Raw genomic sequence first — 18,805 nt, forward strand, 5'->3', positions numbered from 1 at the left:
AAATAGAAAAGAGGGATTATGCTAACAAAAAACGCTACCGATGAACAACGCCCCCGTTATATTGTCACTAAACCCACCGGTATTTTCCGTGTTTAGAAAACACTGGCAGTCACAGCATCACTGACCAGCTGAAATACCGTTAAATGTGAATAAAAATAAACGAATAATAATTACAGAACGTAGTGAATTTAGGGAAAAAATAGATAATTTCTTCATTGATTCATGGAGATGTCTTCTCACACTTTTCACCGAAATATGACGAAAATCCGCTATGTCTTCATAGGGAATCCCTATTGCAAATAGCAGCACCGTTTCACTTTGCGCAACGGAAAGTTCCGAAAAAACCTTGTGAAACTGGATAAATTGGGTAGGATCAAACGCAGTCATATAGACCTCCAGAATAGGTTTATGTGATTAGCTGCATGCGGGAGCGGCTAACTCCTGCAAGCAGCGCCAATATTAATTCTTTTTTACTTGTACCAAATCATTTTTATCTATCGAACACTCCCAACCTGTCACATCAGAGAGATCGACAAGGGATTTTTTAAGTTTTTGCTTAAAGGTCTTCACCGCAAAAACTTCACTACCACATAAATTCATTAATGTTTCTACTTTGTATTCAAATGGCTTATCGTGCGTACTGTAAAAGGCATGTAACCACTTTGCTAACGGTTTATTTTTCAATTTTGCTCGCTGTTCCGCTAAAATTCCTGTCCACATGTCGACTGAAAAAAACACTGCAATTTTTGGATTAATTACAACAATATATTCTCCAGTTTTTTCATCTCGATACCATTCCTGAAGAAGGTGCCCCACATAGAAAAAACGTCCATCACCAAGCTCCAATACACAAGCTGACAACCGGAGTAAACAAGATTTCAACCATTCATGCTGAGAGTTACCTGTACTGCGCCGAATTGCTTTGAGAAAAGAATGTGAAGAAAAACGGATTTTTTCTCCTAATTCATAACCTCGGCAACGATGAATACACTCTGCCCAGACATCAAGATCGGCTTGATCAAGTTGTTCACCAGTAAACTTAACCGTAATACCTTTAACAGCAGCTTTGAGACTTTTTTTCTCATAACACCTCTTCCCTTTTGCAACTATGCCGAACAAAGAGCACCGCAAAATAGCATTAGGAAGTATAAAAACATTATTCGAACAAGAAGGCAGTAGAGAACCTGTTGTTTTACTTTCAATCATTTCATTTTTGGGCGTATTTCGCCTTTTTTCTTTCGCTAGAGATGCCTCAATGAATGCTTTGTGAGCTTCAAGATCATTTAATCCATCAGCTTGTTTTTTTTCAAGATTTTCTAACCCGAGCTTCATCAAATCTTGAATATTTTTGAGCATCACTTGTTTCTCCCATTAAAAAATTTAATGAGATTTTTCAAATAAACACTTGAAAAAATAGAATCAAAACAAACAAGAAGGGAATAAAATGAAAGGGAGCATTGGTAAAACACTCGTAATGAGTTACGATCAATCTTAGCCATATCAGCCTCTGTCTAGGTTGTAGTGGTCAGCCGGTGGAGAAAGTTTAAGCCCTTTTTCCGCCTGCGTTAAATTCATTAGTCAATTGAATAAAATTCACTCCATTCAATATAGCACCTCCGATCTAAAAAACAATACCCGCTTTTTTATTTCTATTAAATCAAACCGATATTATATATATAACAATAATTTCAATAAGTTATAATTAAGATTAAATTAGTTAATGTGACACAGCATAGCGGATACCAAGGCACGGCATAGCGGATACCAAGCACGGCATAGCGGATACCAAAGCACGGCATAGCGGATACCAAGGCACGGCATAGCGGATACCAAGGCACGGCATAGCGGATACCAAGCACGGCATAGCGGATACCAAGGCACGGCATAGCGGATACCAAGGCACGGCATAGCGGATACCAAAGCACGGCATAGCGGATACCAAAGCACAAAAAAATAATGGAATAATTTATTGATTTAAAAGAAAAATATTAGAAGTTAATTTTTTCACTAATCTTTTATAATCAAAAGAAAATAATCTTTTTTAATCCGCGCGCGCGAAAAATCTTCGAGTGGATCTTTTTCACACTAAACAACCTGTAATTACAAACACAAACCAAGTGCTCATCTTTTAGTCAAAGAGTGACCGAGTTCTTTTTCAGAATCAGATGATATTCCGCTTCCTCGAACGGCCTTCGCTTTGCTCAAGCCATTCTTGCGGCGAGCGTTACAGATCTAACAAAATCATTTTCATTAGAATTTTTTTGGAAATTAGAAAAAATCTCATCAAAAAATCAATCAATACAGAGATAGATACTATGATGCCCTTCTAAAGTCTCTAGAACGGCCATAGAGATGCTTTCTTTGACTTACCCATACCTAACTACGGCTTCAACCTTAAATTAACGCTAAGTGGTTTATGTGGCTTTAAAATCGATAGGATAAAAAACAAGTCCATCAACTATCTTACTTACGTAGTTGATGGATTAAGTAAAAAATACTCTATACTAATGGTAAGTAAATAGTCAGGGCGGGATTCCACTTTGTATTTTTTGTCATCAACAAGATTGATATTTAAGCATTTCGCAGACAAAATTTTCTTATTTGTTTAATTAATATGCACAAATTGTTCGTTTTATAATCTGATATTGATTAATTAATGAGTGGGATCCCACCCTGAGTAAATAGTACGGTATAATATAGCTATTAAAGAGCGATGAATCGTTAGCGCTTGGTATTAGCTTATTTAACGGTTTGTTTTTTATTAAAACTTACTATCTACGATAGAAGGATGAAAAATTAATTATGAACTATGAAACGATTCCTGAAATCACTATTCCGAATGAATTAAAATTAATACTTGACCAAGTACCAGAGCCTTGGGGTATTAAAAACCTTGAATCCCGTTTCGTCTATGCCAATCCAGCGTTGATTCGTTTAAACAGTTTAAAATCTAGCTCGGATATGGTCGGTAAAATTGATCATGAAGTCGAATCGACGTTAGCAGAGTTAGGGGCTGAATCATTTAAAGAACAAGATAGAAAGGTATTCAAAACTAAAAAAGATCTGGTCACACTGGAACTTTACCCTAAAGCTGTTGATTATCCCTACGTTGTAAGAAAATATCCGTATTTCAATGATAAACAGGAGTGTATTGGGGTTGTTGGTTATGTTAAAACTCTCGAGGTTTGTTCTTTAGACAGTTATGTAAAAGGATCGATGCCAGGTTCATTATTGTTGAGAAATCCCGATGGTTTTTTTGATGAAAAAGAATGCGAAGTGATTTTTTTCAGACTACAAGGTATGAAATGTAGCGCTATAGGTGAGAGGCTGAACCTTTCTCGTAGAACAATAGAAAATCGTCTGCAACTACTCTATACAAAAGCCGGGGTTAAGAACTCTGACGAGTTTAAATGTTTTTGCGAAGAAAAAAATTATCACCGTTACCTTCCAAAAAAATTCATCCCCCAACTGAGCATTCATTTTGAGGGGGTTACTCACCCCGAACCCCTTTGAGAAGAAACAACCCTATCACCGACGATTATGCTTTCGGTCGTGTCCCCCTTCATGCTCGTTCTAATCTTTTCAATATTATATTAATCCGTGTCGGTGGAATATCCGCCCTGTCCCAATTTATGCTAGGAGCGACGTTGGGACATACCTATGCTAGCTACGTTGCTGGGGAGTCTTATTCTTGAGTTTGTTGGTCTGTTTATGGGGATAGCTGGCGCGCGTGAAGGATTATCAACCAGCTTATTATCCCGTTGGTGTGGGTTTGGCCGTTTTGGTTCAGTGTTGATTGGGTGCGCTATCATTGTTAGCACTGTAGGCTGGTTGTGTATGCAAAACTCGATCCTGGCTAAAGGATTAGTGTACGCAACTAATGAACAGCTTAATTTTGGCATGGCGGCAGCACTATCTGGTCTATCCCTTACCGTATTAGTCGCTTTTGGATTTCGGGCATTAAGCTGGACGGCCAAAATCACGGTTCCGCTATTTTTTCTGGTCATTGGTTGGATTTTATTCGATATATTGAAAGGGCATAATCTGGTTGATCTGATTGCTGCTGCACCAATGGGTACCCCACTAACCCTGGGTGCTGCTGCCACTGCCGTAGCGGGGAGCTATATTGTTGGAGCGATTATTACTCCAGATATTAGCCGTTATTGTCGTGGTCAGCGGGATGTATTCTGGATGATCACCGCGACGATTATTATCGGTGAATTCATCGTTAATGGTGTAGCAATATTAGTTGCTCACACACTTAATACCCCGGATGTTGTTACAATTATGACACAGAGCGCGGGCTGGATTGGATTACTGACGATCATTCTTTCTTCGGTTAAAGTGAATGACGTGATTTTATATACCACTTCATTGGCAGTCACAAATGTTGTCGAAGGTATCACAGGTAAAAAATGGCGCTATACCTGGATAACATTGGCATTTGGCGCCATCAGTACCGTGCTTTCTGTGTTCGGTATATTAGATAAATTTACCGATTTCCTTATTCTGTTGGGCGTCCTTTTCCCTCCTATTGGGGGAGTGATGTTGATTGACTATTACATTTTACGCACGAGCCGTGTACTGCTTGATACTACTCGTGCTAAAGGAAATCTACCCACTACGGCTTCTACGTTATTAATAGGGTGGTCAGCGATTATTGCTTGGCTTGCTGGTAGTTTTGTTGGATTGACGGTTGAATGGGGTATCCCCTCACTGAATTCATTTCTTATGGCCGCTGTTACCTACGGTATTCTCGAACGCTTGAGCGCTCCATTTCGTATCATAAGATCGTAATTTTCAATAATCACCGCATTGCTAATACGCAAACCACAATAGGGGGGATAACGGATACCAATAGGGGTATAGCGAGTAGCGCGATCCTAAAAAATAATAATATAACCACATGATTTTAAAAAAAATATAATTCAACCTTTCCCGCTAATCTTTTTTAATCCGCGGACGCGGAAAATATCCGGGTGGATCTTTTTCACTCTAAACAACGTGTAATCACAAACCAAATGCTTATATTTTATTCAAAGAGTGACCAAGTTCCTTTTCAGCATCAAATGATATTCCGTTTCCTCGAACGGCCTTCGCTTTGCTCAGGCCATTCTTGCGGCGAGCGTTACCAATCTAACAAATTCGTTTTGCTAGAAATTTTTTAAATTGCAACAGATTAAGAAACTTAACAGGGGTAAACATCCATTCAATGCCGCGATAATCTTCTCTCTAAGGCACCTGTAAGCGCCGTAAACTTATTATCCATACCAGACTGAAGATTTAAACGTTAAAGTCACGCTTGGGCGCTTATGGGGCTTTAAAATTGATTTAGCAAAGATAGGCGCAGCTAGACTTCAGCAGCCATCAATATCTGTCGCTGGAACCGCCGGAAATTTCGTCACCTCATCTTAAGTAGTGTCGTCACGTAATAAAAAATATATTATCATGTAACAAATAACGACAACTGTTGAGATGATTCAATAATGAAAGATGATTCGGGAATGAATTTAGCCCATCGCCGCCACGATATATCCGATCATGTTTGGAGCCTATTGGAAGCTCATCTCCCGGGGAGAAAAGGCACTTGGGGTGGCATAGCCAGAGATAACAGGCAGTTTATTAATGCTGTTTTCTGGATATTGAGAACCGGCGCTCCCTGGCGTGATTTACCGCCTGATTATGGCGGTTGGAAAAATACTCATCGCCGGTTTTGCCGCTGGCGTGACAAGGGGCTATGGGAGTCTCTGCTCGAAGCGCTGATTGTGGAGCCAGATTTTGAATGGCTGATGATTGATGCCACTCATAGCAAAGTTCACCCTCATGCAGCAGGCGCAAAAGGCGGTAATCAGGATATGGAGCGCACAAAAGGGGGCTCAACAGTAAGATACATCTGGCCGTGGATGCGCATGGTATGCCGGTCAGAATTTTTATTACATCAGGTACCACAGCAGATTGTCAGCAAGCAACGAATTTAACCAAAGGTATTGCAGCAGAATATCTGTTGGCTGACAAGGGCTATGACAGTGATAACATCATTAAAAAAGCAGAAGAAGCCGGCATGCAAATCGTAATACCACCTAAAAAGAATCGTAAAATTCAACGTGAGTACGATAAAGCGCTCTACAAGCATCGACATCTCGTGGAAAATGCTTTTCTGCACCTAAAGCGCTGGCGAGGTATTGCTACTCGTTATGCAAAAAATACCTCCTCTTTTCTCGCTGCTGTACAAATACGATGCCTTGCTCTATGGCTCAAGATCTCATGACGACACTATATAGTGAGATACCAAACAGGTCAGCAGTTTCTTTTTGTGTTAACCTTGCTTTAACACGCAAACGTTTAATTTCTTCTGGCGTTGATAACTCACTTTTCATTGTTGTAACCATCTGTCATTTCTTTAATGATATTAATGAATATATCTTTTTCTACAGGCGATAATGACGAAAAAATATCATCATGATTTATCGAACCAATCGATTGTGTTTTTATTATTTTATTAAAAACAACTTGCCTTGTGGTGGATTTCGATTCGTCTGCTATTTTTTTCTTTGACCGTATTTTTATTTTTTTCTCAAATTTTAATAAACATCCATCATCCATTTTTTGACAGGTTACGCAATATGTTCTGTTTCCAATACCTTTTCTAATATACATTTCATTTGATGAACTCATATTATTTTTGACATCCTCCCCGCCTTAAAGGCCGAGGTTTTACGGCATACCGGATAATAGTTTAAGGGGGCTTTCGCCCCCGTTCTGGTTATGCTCTGGCTTCTACTTTCTTCCAGCCTTTCGCTTTGTGGCGTCCGTCCGTTCCATACATTTCCCGTATTTCTTCTAGCGTATGCTCTTTGCGGTTAAAGCGGCTTTTATGCTCTTCTGGGCGGTAAAACCACTGTTTTTTCTTTACTGCCCAACTTACAGCCCATTTCTTTTAAGGTGTCTTTGTGTTCGTGGGTTTCACCGTTTATCCAAACCCAGTTACCAATGATCTCATAAATCACGCCCGCCAGACAAGAAAGGATATTTAATACATTTTCCAATTCCTCGCCGTAGTTGTAACGGGCGCTTTCGTCATTACTCTGAAACTGGTTGATTTTGTCGATGTTCGCGATCAAAAAATCAAAAGCAGCATTAACGGCTTTCATCATTTCGTCACCTAAAGGGTTACGCTCTGGATGATATTTCAGTGCCATTTTTTTATAGGTCGTTTTAATGTCCTGCTCGGTCAATTCACCGGATAAACCAAAAACGTTTAGGGATTCTTGTACATTCATTTTAAATCTCCTGCCCGTGGGGGCTTTGGTTGGTAGTGGATAATTCCACTCCCTTCTGTTTATTATACTGACCATTGTCAGTAATACAAGATTTTATTACTCTTTTTTATTTGAGCAGGATCATGCGTGTGAGATACGCCGTCCCAGCATTTCCATAATTGGCCGCATTGGGGGACGTTTTTGAAGGGTTTCACGCGCTTTTCAACGATCATGAGCAGCTTGGAGGTTTAACCAAAACTCAGGGGTTGTCTCGAACAATTCAGGAAACAATGTCTCTTTCTCTACGGTTAAACGACCGTCCCTTACACAACCGGTTAACCGTTGCGCGGGTAACTCCCATAATGCCTGCTAATTCTTCCTGACTTATCCCCAGCGAGGTTAAAAATTCTTCCTGCAAAATTTCACCCACAGTGGTGGGTTCACGGGTAGTGGTATCAAGCATAAATCCCCCTACTAGGTATCTTGATGAGGATCAAGGTAGATGTTTTCAGCATATCCCTCTTTCCACCGAAACATTAACCGCCATTAAATATTGACTCTTATGCTGGACAAACCATCGAGCTGTCCAGAGAGGCGTTTGTAATAATTACTGGTTGGAATAAACAAATCTCGTTCACTGTGTGCAGCGGCTAACATATCAAGCTTTTTAGCTAATCATAGCTTTAAATCTTTTAGATTTTTGCGTCAGGGCACAAGTTCCGGGGCGCTAGGTCTATATTACACTTTAAGCCGTTGCGGTAGCTGCAGTCAGATCTGGCTCTGGTATAACCTGGTAGGCGAAAATGTTTGTTATTTCCCCTTTAGCTCGATAAAATTGGTTGAAGTGGTTCTTCATGTCGGTAAGAGTAAAAAACGAATACTCACCATAATTGGCGTCAAACAATTTAAATTTGTTGGTTTTATTATCAATAAACAGAGCTATCGTATGATTATTATTGTATCTAATATGATATCGACCATCATTTGTTGGGAATATATTGATAGCTAATTCTCTACACCGATGTTTTTTACCTGTCATGTCATTTACATAGTCATTGATTGTATAAACATATATTTTTTTATCTCCATTATCTATATCGTAATAGCCAAAATTATTTATGCGGATATTTATAATAAATTCGTTGGCATTTATCATATCTTTATTTATTTTTATAGTATTTTCTCTGCTATTTATAATATCTTTTTTTACATCTATGAAAAATTGATAGATTGTACTTTTTGGCTCTTTTTTAATTTCTTCTTCGAATTCTTTAATTTTTTCTTCGCATTCTTTAATTCCTTCTTCTCGTTTTTTAATTTTTTCTTCTCGTTTTTTAATATCATTTTTACTTTTTTGTATTTTATGTACATAACAGATTTCATCATAGCCTGATTCTGTTTTAATATATTCAAAAAAATCATTACTGCTATCATTTCCTTGTCTCACTAACCAGGCAAATGCTAATCCGTAACACAACCCATTTTTGTGCATAAAAATTATAGGTTCCTTGTTGTTTATAATATATTTTTCTTTTTTTATATCGTCCGAATATCGAACTTGATTGAATACAATGAAGCCTGAGCTGTTTCCTTTATACAATAATGATTCAATAAAATTTGGAACTAAATGTAATAAAAAAGATTGAGGGAAATCGCTTTCCACAATCTTTTTATGTTCTAAAACAGCGGGTGAATTGTGAATCTTATAACAGCTTTCTAGACTGTTTTCAGAAAAATAACGTTCTTCGCTAGATATCACAACCTCCTTTTTTCCTGTATGATTTTTATGATAAATGTTATTTAATTTAGCATGAAAATCTTCTCCAAATAGTTTATCATTTCTTTTGTAGTACTCTTTCAATGGATCTGGAAGCGGTGGAGGATATATCATTCTTATATTCCAATTTAATTAATTTTCAGTAAAGAAGCGTAAAGATAATGCCATGATAATTCTTTCAGAAAACGCTTATTTTTGACGATCATTGCGTGGTTTTTGCTGATTGTCATGCTAACTTTATGAAGGTAATCGCGGCGGATATTACCGATGCGGGAATGCAGATTTTGGACTTTGCTTTTGACCTTTTTCCAGTTGTTGCTGAATTTCACCTTCTTACTCATTTTACGCTGGAGTTTGGCGAGCTTTTTCTGGTTCGATTTAAAGCTGTTTACAGGTTTAAAAATAGTGCCATCTGACAATGTCGCTAACTTTGCTATACCTGCATCCAACCCAATCATCGACGTTGAGGGGTGAACCGGTTCGGAAACCTCATATTCGGTCTGAATACTGACGTACCATTTGCCGCATGACTGACTGACAGTCACGTTTTTAACCTCACCCATAACCTGGCGGCTGTTGCGATAGTTTATCCAGCCAAGTTTAGGCAAAGAGATACGGCTGTTTTCCTGATCAAGTTTCACACCTTGCGGGTAGCGGAATCTATCACTTTGACCCCGCTTTTTAAAGCGAGGAAATGAAGTCCTTTTATGGAAGAAATTTTTGTATGCTCGCTCCAGAGCTTTGAGTGATTGTTGCAAGGGTTGAGATGGTGTTGCTTTCAACCATCGCGTTTCAGGTGAATTTTTCCATTCAACCAGCCATGCGGTCATTTTGGCGTAAGGAACATATTTATTCCCCGTTTCATGGTTTTCGTTCTGCAAGGCCAATGATTTATTGAACACAAAACGACAGGCTCCAGCGAAGCGCCACATATCGCGCTCTTGCTGACCATTTGGTCTTAACTGGAATTTAAAGGCTTGCAGTCGTTTCATACTGCAAATTATACTCTTGGTCTATGACAAAAAAAATTAATATTCGTCGAGGAAGACACTGCTCTTTCATTATGCATGTTCATTTGGTGTTTGTTGCCAAGTATCGACGCAACATATTTGATCAGGATGCTATTGAGAAACTGCGAGGCTATTTCACCAGCGTATGCATTGACTTTGATGTTGAATTGGTTGAGATGGACGGTGAGCGAGATCACGTTCACTTGCTGATCAACTATCCACCCAAGCTCCCGGTATCCAGTCTGGTTAACAGTCTTAAGGGGGTATCCAGCAGGCTACTGCGCCGAGATCGTCCAGATATTGCCGAGCGATACTACTACAAAGGCGCTCTATGGACACCAAGCTATTTTGCTAGCAGCTGTGGAGGGGCACCAATATCCATCATCAGGCAATACATTGAACAACAGAAAACACCAAGTTAGGAGAAAACCGTGCCTTATATCCTCGCCCTGAACGACGAGGCTTTACGGCACATGGGGTAAGAAAGCAACGTGCTCCCGCCGTATCAACCGCAAAATCCTTGCATTATGCCTGGTCAATGGAAAAAGAAGGATTATTAACGCAAATCAAACGCTCGATGATCACGGGCGATAACACTGAATATTTAAAGTTACTACTGAGTAACCTAATGCGACAAGAACCAGAAATCCCTCTGCAACCTAGGCTTTATTTCGAGGATGCAACTCAGGAAGCACTGGCTTTTAACCTATCGGATGGTTGGCCAAGCGCTTCCCTTTGGAGTAACGAGGCTGGGATTGTTCTAGGTAGCCACAGCATGCAAGGAAATCCATTACGATTTATCGCACTATTAAATCAACTGTGGGACGGCAAATCATTCACTGCTCATCGCAAAACCAGCGATGACTATACACTTGAACATCGTCGACTCACCTTAAATTTGATGATGCAGCCGATCCTATTACAAAAACTCGCCAATCAGGCTAAGGGGATTGGCAGACAAAGTGGTTTTTTAGCGCGCTGCCTACTCGCCTATCCCGAAAGCGCCATGGGCAGCCGATTTTATCAGGAGCCGCCTGAATCTAGAAAATATATGGCAGAGTATGAAAAACACCTTACAGCTTGCCTGAATCAAACAAAGAAGCTGACCCGCCAAGGTTGTCACCCTATCCCAACATTATTTTTTAGTCGACAGGCCAAACAAAAGTGGATCCTTTTTTTCAACAGCCTTGAGATGGGGCTTAAAAACGAAGGACTGTGGGTTGATGTAAAAGATTTTGCCAGTAAAACGGCGGAAAATGCCGCGCGTCTAGCCGCCCTTTTCCATTTATTTGAAGGTGCTGTCGGTGATATTAGTCTTGTGCATACCGAACAAGCTATTGAAATCGTTAACTGGCACTTGCAGGAAGCAAAACGATTACTTGCGCCAACATCCGCTAATACCCGTCATCAAGATGCTAAAATGCTCATGCAATGGCTACTATCCAAAGGATTGCAACAAACTACCCCTCGGACAATTCAGCAGTCCAGTCCCGTACGCGACAAAGATCAACGTAACCATGCATTAAACATGTTGATTGAACATCATTGGATCAGAATACAAAAAGAGGGTGGCAAGACAGTAATTACAATCAACCCGCAGGCAATGGCGTCATGGTGCTAGCTAATCCCCTATTTTGACTGACTGGTGAACATCTGTGATAACCCGTGCAGCTGGCTATATCAATAATACTACTCTGTAAAATAGCCTTTGATATGCTGGATGGGCAAAATTAAAGTCATGGGTTCGATAGGTGATACTAGGAAGCCATAGTTTAGATAAAATTTCTTGGCTTCCTCTGAAATAGCATGCACCAATAGACATCTAACACCCACACTTTGAGCAACAGATAACGTTCGCAACATAGCGTCTTTGAGCAAGGCAGCACCCAACCGCCGCCGTTGATATTGCCTATCAATAGCTAATCTTCCCAACACAATGACAGGTATTGGATCAGGCATATTTCGAGCGATTGAATTTTGCACGACCCATCGTTCAACACTACCGGTCGCGAGGGCATAGTAACCTGCTACCCTGTTATTCTCACAAATGACAAAAGTCCGGCTGGCTCCGGTGTTCTGGTTTTTCAATGCACGCTTGATAAGCCATTCATCCAGAGAAAGCACCCCACTATTAAATGAGGTTGTATCGTACTCAGCACTGAGCAGTACTGGAGCCGTTATTTTTCCCAAGGTGATAGCTCCGTTAATAACGCCTTAAGCTTGGCGTTGCTAGCGAGAGGAGTAACTAGCGCGGCTTCGAATGCCTTAAATTTCTCTTCATTCAAACAGAAAAGACGCTGATCCAAGAGGATATTTTCTGCTTCTCGGCAGGCAACATCCAGAATAAAAGCACTTCTATCCTTATGAAGGAGCGCAGCGGCTTTGGTTAATAATGCATGCTGGCTGGGCTTAACACGCATGTTGATCGGTGCTGTTCTGTACATAACAAACGCCTCGTGTATATCTAATAGATACACATTTTAATGTAACCAATGGATAGACGCAAATTAAAATTAATTCACATCTATTTAAATTTCAGTGAAAGAACAAACAAAAAATGAATACCTTAATTTTATCGTTTCACGTGGCATCGGAAAACCACTAAGTGCTTTCCTTTTAGGTAACTATCAACTATCTAGCCAGGCATAGGATCACCAATCCCGCTTACCATCAGCCGCAAGGAACTGAAAATTGACCATGAAAATCCTAAGTGACACTTGTTTGCTGTTTATCTATACGGTATATTTCCGTATACGTAAATTTGCCGTATTTTAGGAGGTTAGTATGTCTACCACTGCCCGATTTGATTTAAAAATGGATATCAATGAAAAAAAGGTTGTTTCTCGCGCTGCGGCTTTAGTAGGCACCACGATGGCTGCATTTGTACGAGCCGCCGCCAAAGAAAAAGCGCGCGAACTGTTAGATAGAGAATCCCGCATCACGATGTCAGATCAAGATTTCCAGGCATTCACGTCAGCGCTTAATGTGGCATTTTCACCTAATGCCGCGTTGCAAAACGCAATAAGTATTGCGCAAAAGGTTTCTCGTGCTTGAAGATCAATTACTCGATCCACATCGTCATAACCGCCAATCCTTTACCTGCGGCGTTGCTGAGCTTGACGAATATATTCATCGTTTCGCCGTACAACAAAGCAAAAAAGGTATTGCCGTAGTACGTGTGTTGGTCGACACTGACGTACCTGAGAGCATATTGGGTTACTACAGTTTGAGCGCCGCTCAAATCGATGTGATTCAAATGGATGAACGTACACAGCGAAAACTACCGCGTTACCCAGTGCCGTGCTTTCGCCTAGGACGTTTAGCGACACATTCTGCCCATCGCAGGCGTGGCTTGGGACGACTCCTCATTGGGTGTGCCGTTGAGCGTTGTTTAGAGGCGAAGAAACAGGTAGCTGCATATGCTTTGGTGGTCGGTGCAAAGGGAGAACGAGCCAAAGCGTTCTATGAGCATTACGGATTTACCTCCTGCCGTGATCACCCGATGACCCTTTATCTATCACTTGGTACATGAATTGGAGTACCACTGTGAATTAATTTCCACTTTTAGGCCTAAGACTCCGGAACTTGTGCCCTGACGCAAAAATCTAAAATATCAGTCATTGCTAGTTTTGGCTGGACATGCGGAAAATCCAAGGATATCAGATGAAGTCTCAAGATGAGGATCTGGAAGCGATTGTCAAATGGGCGAAGAACGCCGACGGTGTACAGGCATTGATTCAAACCGGCTCCCTGGCAAGGAATGATAATTCTGCGGATATTCTTTCAGACATTGATATCGAAATCATCACATCCAACCCTGAAGTCCTGATGAACGATGACCAATGGATGAATAAAATTGGCGAGCTGATTACTGTGCTGCGCCTCGATCCTAATAGTGATCAGGAATGGGCAACCCGCCTCGCCATTTATCGCGATGGTGTGAAAGTTGATTTCACACTGGCTGGCATTGAGCGTGTTCGCGGTATGGCTGACGAAGGAAAGCTCTGTGAACTTTATGAACGTGGTTATCGTATCCTGCTCGACAAAACGGCGATAACCGCGGGACTACCAGCAACATCATATGGCTTTCCCGGCAGGACTCTGCCATCACAATATTCATTCAGAACCTCGGTTGAAGAATTCTGGTTTGAAGCCTTTCATATTCCTAAGTATCTTGCCCGCGGTGAACTCTGGATGGTTAAGCTACGTGATAATACGATGAAAGAGCTCTTGTTGTGTATGCTGGAATGGCATGCCATTGCCTGCAGCCCTAAACCTGTAGATATCTGGCATAACGGTTTACGTATGCATGAATGGGTTGCCCCACAAACGTGGATTGAGCTGCAGGAAACTTTTGGGCAGTTTGACGCGACTGATGCACAACGCGCATTTGAGGCAACGATACAGCTATATGGGCGGCTTGGTCGGGAAGTTGCGGAATATACCGGCCTCTGCTACCCACAGGAATGCGAAAACCGTATAAAAACGCTTAATCGGAAGCTTTTATCGCAGCATCCGGAGGTGATACGCTGAAAATATACCGATCTATTATTGCGCACATATCAGCCAACTGATCTTGATGATGTCATTGATGTATTTACAGGTGCTGTACGATATGTCGCATCCAGAGACTACGATACCGAACAAATCGCTGGTTGAATATTGATCGCCAGGTGTTTGCTCAACGCCGCCTCGGTCAGCTAACGTGGGTGGCTGTACTCGAAAAAACAATAATTGGGTTTACGAGTCTCGGACCTGAAGGTCATCTTGATATGTTGTTTGTACATCCGGCTTACCAGGGTAAGGGAGTGGCTTCTTTACTTCTGGCTGCCACTGAACAAGATGCTGCTAACAATGGTGTTTTACTGCTGTTTACTGAAGCCAGCATTACTGCAAGGCCATTTTTCGAAAAGAAAGGCTTCCAGTTCCTGTCTCAACAACACGTTTTCCGATTTTAAAATGGAGAAAAGGTTATTTTGAGGTCAGCATGAAATTTTTTGTGATACTTTGCACTATTTTGATGAGCTTACTTTTCAATATTCTCTCCCTGTATGCTAAAGAACTCACCCTTCCTAAGCCAACGGGTATCTACTCTGTTGGTACGCAAGCGATAGAGCTGCAGGATCCTTTGCGTCTAATGCTGAGAGGAAATGAAACAAGACGTTGGATGGTACAATTTTTTTACCCCGCTATGTGTCATTCAGGGGCTTATCCTTATATGCCAGGCACTCTTGAAGAGGGCATAGTAGAGGGGGAAAAGGTCATCTCTTTTGCTAAACCCAACGCCGTGCCCATCATATCTCAACAATTCCCACTGATTATCGCTATCCCTGGTCGTGGTGAAGAACGGCAGAGAGAAACTGTTTTGTACGAAGAACTTGCTTCACAAGGATATGCCGTTCTTGCGATGGATCAATCTTATGTGACTAATTTTGTGAAATTTCCTGACGGCAGCAAAATTGCTCCGACTTTTAAAGATGCATGGAATGTTTCAAGGAACCGGGACTATCGTTACGCTTACGACGATGAAGTCATTGAAGGATATATCAACGACATTGCTTATGTTTTAGATAATTTAAAAACGTTGGGAGGGATCAGCTCGACATTGGATCCTGATAAAGTCATCCTTATGGGTCGTAGCTTAGGGGCAAATGTGGCACATATTATGGGATTTACCGACCCCAGAATTAAAGCAATTGTAGATATAGATTCAAAAATTACCGAACGCGAAGTTTTTGGGCGTGTCGGTGTACCGCCTAATCCATTTGGCAAACCTGTCCTGTTCATCAGAGGGATGATGCAATACCAGGAAGATGTTGCCGATCAGTTGAACAAAATCCAAAATGCGACTGTATGGATCCCTCATGTCCAGCATAGTGCCTTTTCTGATGATGCTTATTTTGCTGCAAAAATAGAGGGTTTTGGCAAAAACGGATTTTTCAGTCTATTTCTTAATTGGCTTTTTAAACGAGGCCCTCATTGGTCAAATGTCAATACAGATCTTGGTGGGATGCAGGTAGATGAATGGTTTGATGAATATCGTGCTTATGTGGTCGGATGGTTAGATAAGCAGAACCGTTCAAGGAACACTCTGTAAATTAATAGGTTATGACCTTTTATGCATAAATAATAATTTTAGGGTTACATTTACTGGTTGAATCGGCACTGTTGCAAATAGCAGTGTTAGCGGCTTTAATCGAGCCAACTTCGGCTGATATTCACATTACAACAGCTTATTCCCACCCTTGAAGAGGAGTACATAGTGACAGTATCCCCTAAACCCAACCTTCAGCTTGTTTACGTATCGGATATCGAACGTTCGGTAGCATTCTACAAAACTATTTTCAATGCTGATCCCGTGTTTTCGAGCCCACGCTATGTGACATTTGCCGCTGACGACAGCGGTAAAGCACTGTTTACCGTTTGGACAGGTGGAACAACCCCAGAGATTGCTACTCCTCGGTTCTCTGAGATCGGCATTCTCTTGCCATCTAACGAAGATGTAGATCGCCTCTTTGAGAAATGGGAAAAGAACGACAACATTAATATTGTGAAGAAACCCTACAATGAAGTCTTTGGTCGTACTTTCCTGGTTAAAGACCCCGATGGTCATATTATTCGAGTATCTCCCGTAGACTTGGATTAGGTCGATTTCGTAGCCACTGTTGCAACCTGTCAGCGCTAATGATAAAAGACCGTAAATTGCTAATTTAATTTGTCCACTCAAGCCAGAATGCAGTTTCCTTTGTGGTGACAAAGCCATGAGGGAAATAAGCATGCTAAGAAGAGAGGACCACTACATGATAAAACAACGCCATCAACAGGGGGCATTTATTGTTGATATTGCCCATCAGATAGGGTGTTCAGAAAAAACGGTGAGACGGCACATTAGCTATCCTGCGCCGCCAACAGCAAAACGCGGTAAAAAACAGGTTGCTAAACTCGAGCCCTTTAAAGACTACATCGATTCAAGGTTGAGTGAACAGGTTTGGAATGCGGCGGTTATTTTTGAGGAAATCCGTGAAAAAGGCTACCGGGGTGGGAGTGCGATGCTCCGACGTTATATACATCCCAAACGTCCGCTCAGGGCCTCGAAAAACACGGTACGCTTTGAAACCCTCCCCGGTTATCAACTTCAACACGATTGGGGAGAAATCATCGTTGAGGTGGCAGGCTCTGCCTGTACGGTTAATTTTGCCGTTAATACGCTCGGTTTTTCGCGTCGCTTTCATGTCTTTGCTGCCCCTAAGCAAGATGCTGAGCACACGTATGAATCGCTGGTTCGCAGCTTCAATTACTTCGGTGGCAGCGTAAAAAATGTCTTGGTAGATAACCAAAAAGCCGCTGTTATCAAACATGGACAAAATGGCCACATCGAGTTCAATGCGGGCTTCCTGCAACTGGCTAATCACTATGGGTTTAGCCCTCGCGCCTGTAAGCCTTATCGACCGCAAACGAAAGGCAAAACCGAACGGATGGTGGGCTATGTTAAACACAATTTTTTCACTCGCTACCGTCAGTTTGAGAGTTTCGCTCATGTTAATCAACTGCTAGCGATGTGGCTGGCGAAAGTGGCAGACCAGCGTCATCTTCGTCAATTCAAGCAGACACCGGAAAATCGTTTTGCTGAGGAAAAAATAGCCTTGATGCCACTCCCTGCGACTGATTTCGATACCAGCTACTTCGACCTACGACAAGTGGCATGGGACAGCTATATCGATGTCAGAGGTAATCGCTATAGCGTGCCTTCATTCTGGTGTGGTCGTGCGGTTAATATTCGTATCGGTTTAGATAATACGCTACGTATTTACGGCGATGAGCAACTGCTCGCGACGCATCTCTTGCAGGAGGTAACGCAGGGCTGGCAAAAGGTGCCAGAACATCATCAAGCCCTTTGGCAACAGGTCAATCGAGTAGCGTCTCGTTCGCTCAGTGTGTATGAGGAGCTACTCTGATGGAAATGGAAAACTTGTTGATACGGTTAAAAATGGATTACCTGGGCGATGCGTTGGAGAGTTTATGTGAAGAAGCCACCAAGAAAGCACTGAACTACCGTGAATTTCTCCAGCAGGCATTAGCCCAGGAATGGAACGGGCGTCACCAAAAAGGCTTGGAATCGCGGTTAAAACAAGCACGTTTGCCGTGGATAAAAACCTTGGAGCAATTTGACTTTACTTTCCAACCAAGTATAGACAGGAAAATTATCCGCGAGCTGGCGGGGCTGAGGTTTGTCGAACATCATGAAAACGTCATTTTGTTAGGCCCACCTGGGGTAGGGAAAACGCATTTGGCGATAGCGCTGGCTGTCAAGGCAGCTACAGCTGGGCATCGGGTATTGTTTATGCCTCTGGATAGACTCTGCTGTACCTTAATGAAGGCAAAGCAAGAAAACCGTCTGGAACGCCAACTTCAGCAACTGTGCTATGCCAGGGTATTAATACTGGATGAAATCGGGTATTTACCGATGAATCGCGAAGAAGCTAGCCTATTTTTCAGGTTATTGAGCCGTCGTTATGAAAAGGCGAGCATCATTCTCACATCAAATAAAAGTTTTACTGATTGGGGGGACGTATTCGGTGATCACATTTTAGCAACTGCGATTTTAGACAGGCTTTTACATCATTCAACCACATTGAATATTAAAGGAGAAAGCTATCGACTCAAAAATAAACGCAAAGCAGGCATGTTGCCTATAAAAACGACTGATATTATCCAGGCGCCTGGAATAGAAACCCAACAGGAAAATTAGCAAAAACTGG

Annotated in this window: 20 protein-coding genes and 4 pseudogenes; 13 read left to right on the forward strand and 11 right to left on the reverse strand. The window is 41.6% G+C overall.

Annotated features, from left to right (window positions below; all coding sequences use genetic code 11):
* Positions 1 to 117: 117 nt before the first annotated feature.
* The 3 genes from AACL30_RS11970 to AACL30_RS11980 all read right to left on the reverse strand — a co-directional run bounded on the left by AACL30_RS11970 (position 118) and on the right by AACL30_RS11980 (position 1,925).
* On the reverse strand, positions 118 to 387 hold the full coding sequence (locus AACL30_RS11970) for a helix-turn-helix transcriptional regulator (RefSeq protein WP_176488775.1): 270 nt from the start codon (positions 385 to 387) through the stop codon (positions 118 to 120).
* Between the two features lie 72 nt (positions 388 to 459).
* The gene (trfA, locus tag AACL30_RS11975) at positions 460 to 1,356 is read right to left on the reverse strand and encodes a plasmid replication initiator TrfA (protein ID WP_339056720.1); all 897 of its coding nucleotides are present in this window, start codon (positions 1,354 to 1,356) and stop codon (positions 460 to 462) included.
* A 332-nt stretch (positions 1,357 to 1,688) separates the two neighbouring features.
* Positions 1,689 to 1,925 (reverse strand): hypothetical protein, encoded by a 237-nt coding sequence (locus AACL30_RS11980; protein WP_339056721.1) that lies wholly within the window; start codon positions 1,923 to 1,925, stop codon positions 1,689 to 1,691.
* Between the two features lie 877 nt (positions 1,926 to 2,802).
* Between AACL30_RS11980 and AACL30_RS11985 the strand changes: the two genes are divergently transcribed.
* From AACL30_RS11985 to AACL30_RS11995, 3 genes and pseudogenes are all read left to right on the forward strand, one after another.
* A complete protein-coding gene (locus tag AACL30_RS11985) occupies positions 2,803 to 3,513 on the forward strand; it encodes a helix-turn-helix transcriptional regulator (RefSeq protein WP_339056722.1) in 711 nt (236 codons plus the stop codon).
* A pseudogene (locus AACL30_RS11990) lies at positions 3,510 to 4,797 on the forward strand (purine-cytosine permease family protein). The gene AACL30_RS11985 and the pseudogene AACL30_RS11990 overlap by 4 nt, the downstream one beginning before the upstream one ends.
* Positions 4,798 to 5,504: 707 nt before the next feature.
* Positions 5,505 to 6,268 (forward strand): IS5 family transposase gene (locus AACL30_RS11995; protein ID WP_422389587.1). Its coding sequence is split into 2 segments (ribosomal slippage): positions 5,505 to 5,865 and positions 5,865 to 6,268, totalling 765 coding nucleotides; the frame shifts between segments, so codons are not numbered across the junction.
* A 98-nt stretch (positions 6,269 to 6,366) separates the two neighbouring features.
* On the opposite strand, the gene AACL30_RS12000 is transcribed toward AACL30_RS11995, so the two are convergent.
* The 6 genes and pseudogenes from AACL30_RS12000 to AACL30_RS12025 all read right to left on the reverse strand — a co-directional run.
* On the reverse strand, positions 6,367 to 6,675 hold the full coding sequence (locus AACL30_RS12000) for a hypothetical protein (protein WP_339056724.1): 309 nt from the start codon (positions 6,673 to 6,675) through the stop codon (positions 6,367 to 6,369).
* Between the two features lie 88 nt (positions 6,676 to 6,763).
* Positions 6,764 to 7,280 (reverse strand): annotated as a pseudogene (locus AACL30_RS12005) (J domain-containing protein).
* A 259-nt stretch (positions 7,281 to 7,539) separates the two neighbouring features.
* Complete coding sequence (locus tag AACL30_RS12010) at positions 7,540 to 7,722, reverse strand: helix-turn-helix transcriptional regulator (RefSeq protein WP_339056725.1); 183 nt, start codon at positions 7,720 to 7,722, stop codon at positions 7,540 to 7,542.
* An 83-nt stretch (positions 7,723 to 7,805) separates the two neighbouring features.
* Positions 7,806 to 7,922, reverse strand: a pseudogene (locus tag AACL30_RS12015) (type II toxin-antitoxin system RelE/ParE family toxin); the annotation flags it as partial.
* Between the two features lie 82 nt (positions 7,923 to 8,004).
* Positions 8,005 to 9,150 carry a YopT-type cysteine protease domain-containing protein gene (locus AACL30_RS12020; protein WP_339056726.1) on the reverse strand — a complete coding sequence of 382 codons (1,146 nt, stop codon included), beginning with the start codon at positions 9,148 to 9,150 and terminating at the stop codon, positions 8,005 to 8,007.
* Positions 9,151 to 9,233: 83 nt separating this feature from the next.
* Positions 9,234 to 10,028: pseudogene (locus AACL30_RS12025) on the reverse strand (RNA-guided endonuclease InsQ/TnpB family protein); the annotation flags it as partial.
* A gap of 23 nt (positions 10,029 to 10,051) precedes the next feature.
* Between AACL30_RS12025 and tnpA the strand changes: the two are divergent.
* Together tnpA and AACL30_RS12035 are read left to right on the forward strand one after the other, a co-directional pair.
* Complete coding sequence (gene tnpA, locus AACL30_RS12030; RefSeq protein ID WP_339056727.1) at positions 10,052 to 10,468, forward strand: IS200/IS605 family transposase; 417 nt, start codon at positions 10,052 to 10,054, stop codon at positions 10,466 to 10,468.
* Positions 10,469 to 10,584: 116 nt separating this feature from the next.
* Positions 10,585 to 11,667, forward strand: coding sequence for a YfjI family protein (locus AACL30_RS12035; protein ID WP_339056728.1), 1,083 nt, complete (start codon positions 10,585 to 10,587; stop codon positions 11,665 to 11,667).
* Positions 11,668 to 11,735: 68 nt separating this feature from the next.
* Here the strand turns inward: AACL30_RS12035 and AACL30_RS12040 are convergent, their stop codons facing one another.
* On the reverse strand, positions 11,736 to 12,236 hold the full coding sequence (locus tag AACL30_RS12040; RefSeq protein WP_339056729.1) for a GNAT family N-acetyltransferase: 501 nt from the start codon (positions 12,234 to 12,236) through the stop codon (positions 11,736 to 11,738).
* Positions 12,224 to 12,490: a DUF1778 domain-containing protein gene (locus tag AACL30_RS12045; protein WP_176487236.1), complete on the reverse strand. Its 267-nt coding sequence runs from the start codon at positions 12,488 to 12,490 to the stop codon at positions 12,224 to 12,226. The genes AACL30_RS12040 and AACL30_RS12045 overlap by 13 nt, the downstream gene beginning before the upstream one ends.
* Before the next feature lie 340 nt (positions 12,491 to 12,830).
* Here AACL30_RS12045 and AACL30_RS12050 point away from each other — a divergent pair, with 340 nt between their 5' ends.
* The 8 genes from AACL30_RS12050 to istB all read left to right on the forward strand — a co-directional run bounded on the left by AACL30_RS12050 (position 12,831) and on the right by istB (position 18,795).
* Positions 12,831 to 13,100, forward strand: coding sequence for a DUF1778 domain-containing protein (locus AACL30_RS12050; protein ID WP_339056730.1), 270 nt, complete (start codon positions 12,831 to 12,833; stop codon positions 13,098 to 13,100).
* Positions 13,075 to 13,578 carry a GNAT family N-acetyltransferase gene (locus tag AACL30_RS12055; RefSeq protein WP_339056731.1) on the forward strand — a complete coding sequence of 168 codons (504 nt, stop codon included), beginning with the start codon at positions 13,075 to 13,077 and terminating at the stop codon, positions 13,576 to 13,578. Before AACL30_RS12050 ends, AACL30_RS12055 begins: the two co-directional genes overlap by 26 nt.
* A gap of 131 nt (positions 13,579 to 13,709) precedes the next feature.
* Positions 13,710 to 14,579 (forward strand): aminoglycoside 6-adenylyltransferase, encoded by an 870-nt coding sequence (locus AACL30_RS12060; RefSeq protein ID WP_339056732.1) that lies wholly within the window; start codon positions 13,710 to 13,712, stop codon positions 14,577 to 14,579.
* A gap of 122 nt (positions 14,580 to 14,701) precedes the next feature.
* Positions 14,702 to 15,004 (forward strand): GNAT family N-acetyltransferase, encoded by a 303-nt coding sequence (locus tag AACL30_RS12065; RefSeq protein ID WP_339056733.1) that lies wholly within the window; start codon positions 14,702 to 14,704, stop codon positions 15,002 to 15,004.
* A gap of 29 nt (positions 15,005 to 15,033) precedes the next feature.
* The gene (locus tag AACL30_RS12070; RefSeq protein WP_339056734.1) at positions 15,034 to 16,143 is read left to right on the forward strand and encodes a hypothetical protein; all 1,110 of its coding nucleotides are present in this window, start codon (positions 15,034 to 15,036) and stop codon (positions 16,141 to 16,143) included.
* A 165-nt stretch (positions 16,144 to 16,308) separates the two neighbouring features.
* Positions 16,309 to 16,692 carry a VOC family protein gene (locus tag AACL30_RS12075; protein ID WP_339056735.1) on the forward strand — a complete coding sequence of 128 codons (384 nt, stop codon included), beginning with the start codon at positions 16,309 to 16,311 and terminating at the stop codon, positions 16,690 to 16,692.
* A gap of 130 nt (positions 16,693 to 16,822) precedes the next feature.
* Positions 16,823 to 18,001, forward strand: a complete 1,179-nt coding sequence (gene istA, locus AACL30_RS12080) for an IS21 family transposase (RefSeq protein ID WP_339056344.1) — start codon at positions 16,823 to 16,825, stop codon at positions 17,999 to 18,001.
* Complete coding sequence (gene istB / locus AACL30_RS12085) at positions 17,998 to 18,795, forward strand: IS21-like element helper ATPase IstB (RefSeq protein WP_339058365.1); 798 nt, start codon at positions 17,998 to 18,000, stop codon at positions 18,793 to 18,795. Before istA ends, istB begins: the two co-directional genes overlap by 4 nt.
* The last annotated feature ends 10 nt before the right edge of the window (positions 18,796 to 18,805 follow it).

The sequence above is a fragment of the Candidatus Regiella endosymbiont of Tuberolachnus salignus genome (genome assembly GCF_964020115.1).
In the GTDB taxonomy this organism is placed as follows: domain Bacteria; phylum Pseudomonadota; class Gammaproteobacteria; order Enterobacterales; family Enterobacteriaceae; genus Regiella; species Regiella insecticola.

Bases quoted from the DNA above. Each gene is read 5' to 3' on its own strand.
- AACL30_RS12050 (WP_339056730.1), top strand. From the start codon at position 12,831: ATGTCTACCACTGCCCGATTTGATTTAAAAATGGATATCAATGAAAAA.
- istA (WP_339056344.1), top strand. From the start codon at position 16,823: ATGCTAAGAAGAGAGGACCACTACATGATAAAACAACGCCATCAACAG.
- AACL30_RS12000 (WP_339056724.1), bottom strand. From the start codon at position 6,675: ATGAGTTCATCAAATGAAATGTATATTAGAAAAGGTATTGGAAACAGA.
- tnpA (WP_339056727.1), top strand. From the start codon at position 10,052: ATGACAAAAAAAATTAATATTCGTCGAGGAAGACACTGCTCTTTCATT.
- AACL30_RS11985 (WP_339056722.1), top strand. From the start codon at position 2,803: ATGAACTATGAAACGATTCCTGAAATCACTATTCCGAATGAATTAAAA.
- AACL30_RS12020 (WP_339056726.1), bottom strand. From the start codon at position 9,150: ATGATATATCCTCCACCGCTTCCAGATCCATTGAAAGAGTACTACAAA.
- trfA (WP_339056720.1), bottom strand. From the start codon at position 1,356: ATGCTCAAAAATATTCAAGATTTGATGAAGCTCGGGTTAGAAAATCTT.
- AACL30_RS12035 (WP_339056728.1), top strand. From the start codon at position 10,585: ATGGAAAAAGAAGGATTATTAACGCAAATCAAACGCTCGATGATCACG.
- AACL30_RS12060 (WP_339056732.1), top strand. From the start codon at position 13,710: ATGAAGTCTCAAGATGAGGATCTGGAAGCGATTGTCAAATGGGCGAAG.
- AACL30_RS12070 (WP_339056734.1), top strand. From the start codon at position 15,034: ATGAAATTTTTTGTGATACTTTGCACTATTTTGATGAGCTTACTTTTC.
- AACL30_RS11970 (WP_176488775.1), bottom strand. From the start codon at position 387: ATGACTGCGTTTGATCCTACCCAATTTATCCAGTTTCACAAGGTTTTT.
- AACL30_RS12045 (WP_176487236.1), bottom strand. From the start codon at position 12,490: ATGTACAGAACAGCACCGATCAACATGCGTGTTAAGCCCAGCCAGCAT.
- AACL30_RS12010 (WP_339056725.1), bottom strand. From the start codon at position 7,722: ATGCTTGATACCACTACCCGTGAACCCACCACTGTGGGTGAAATTTTG.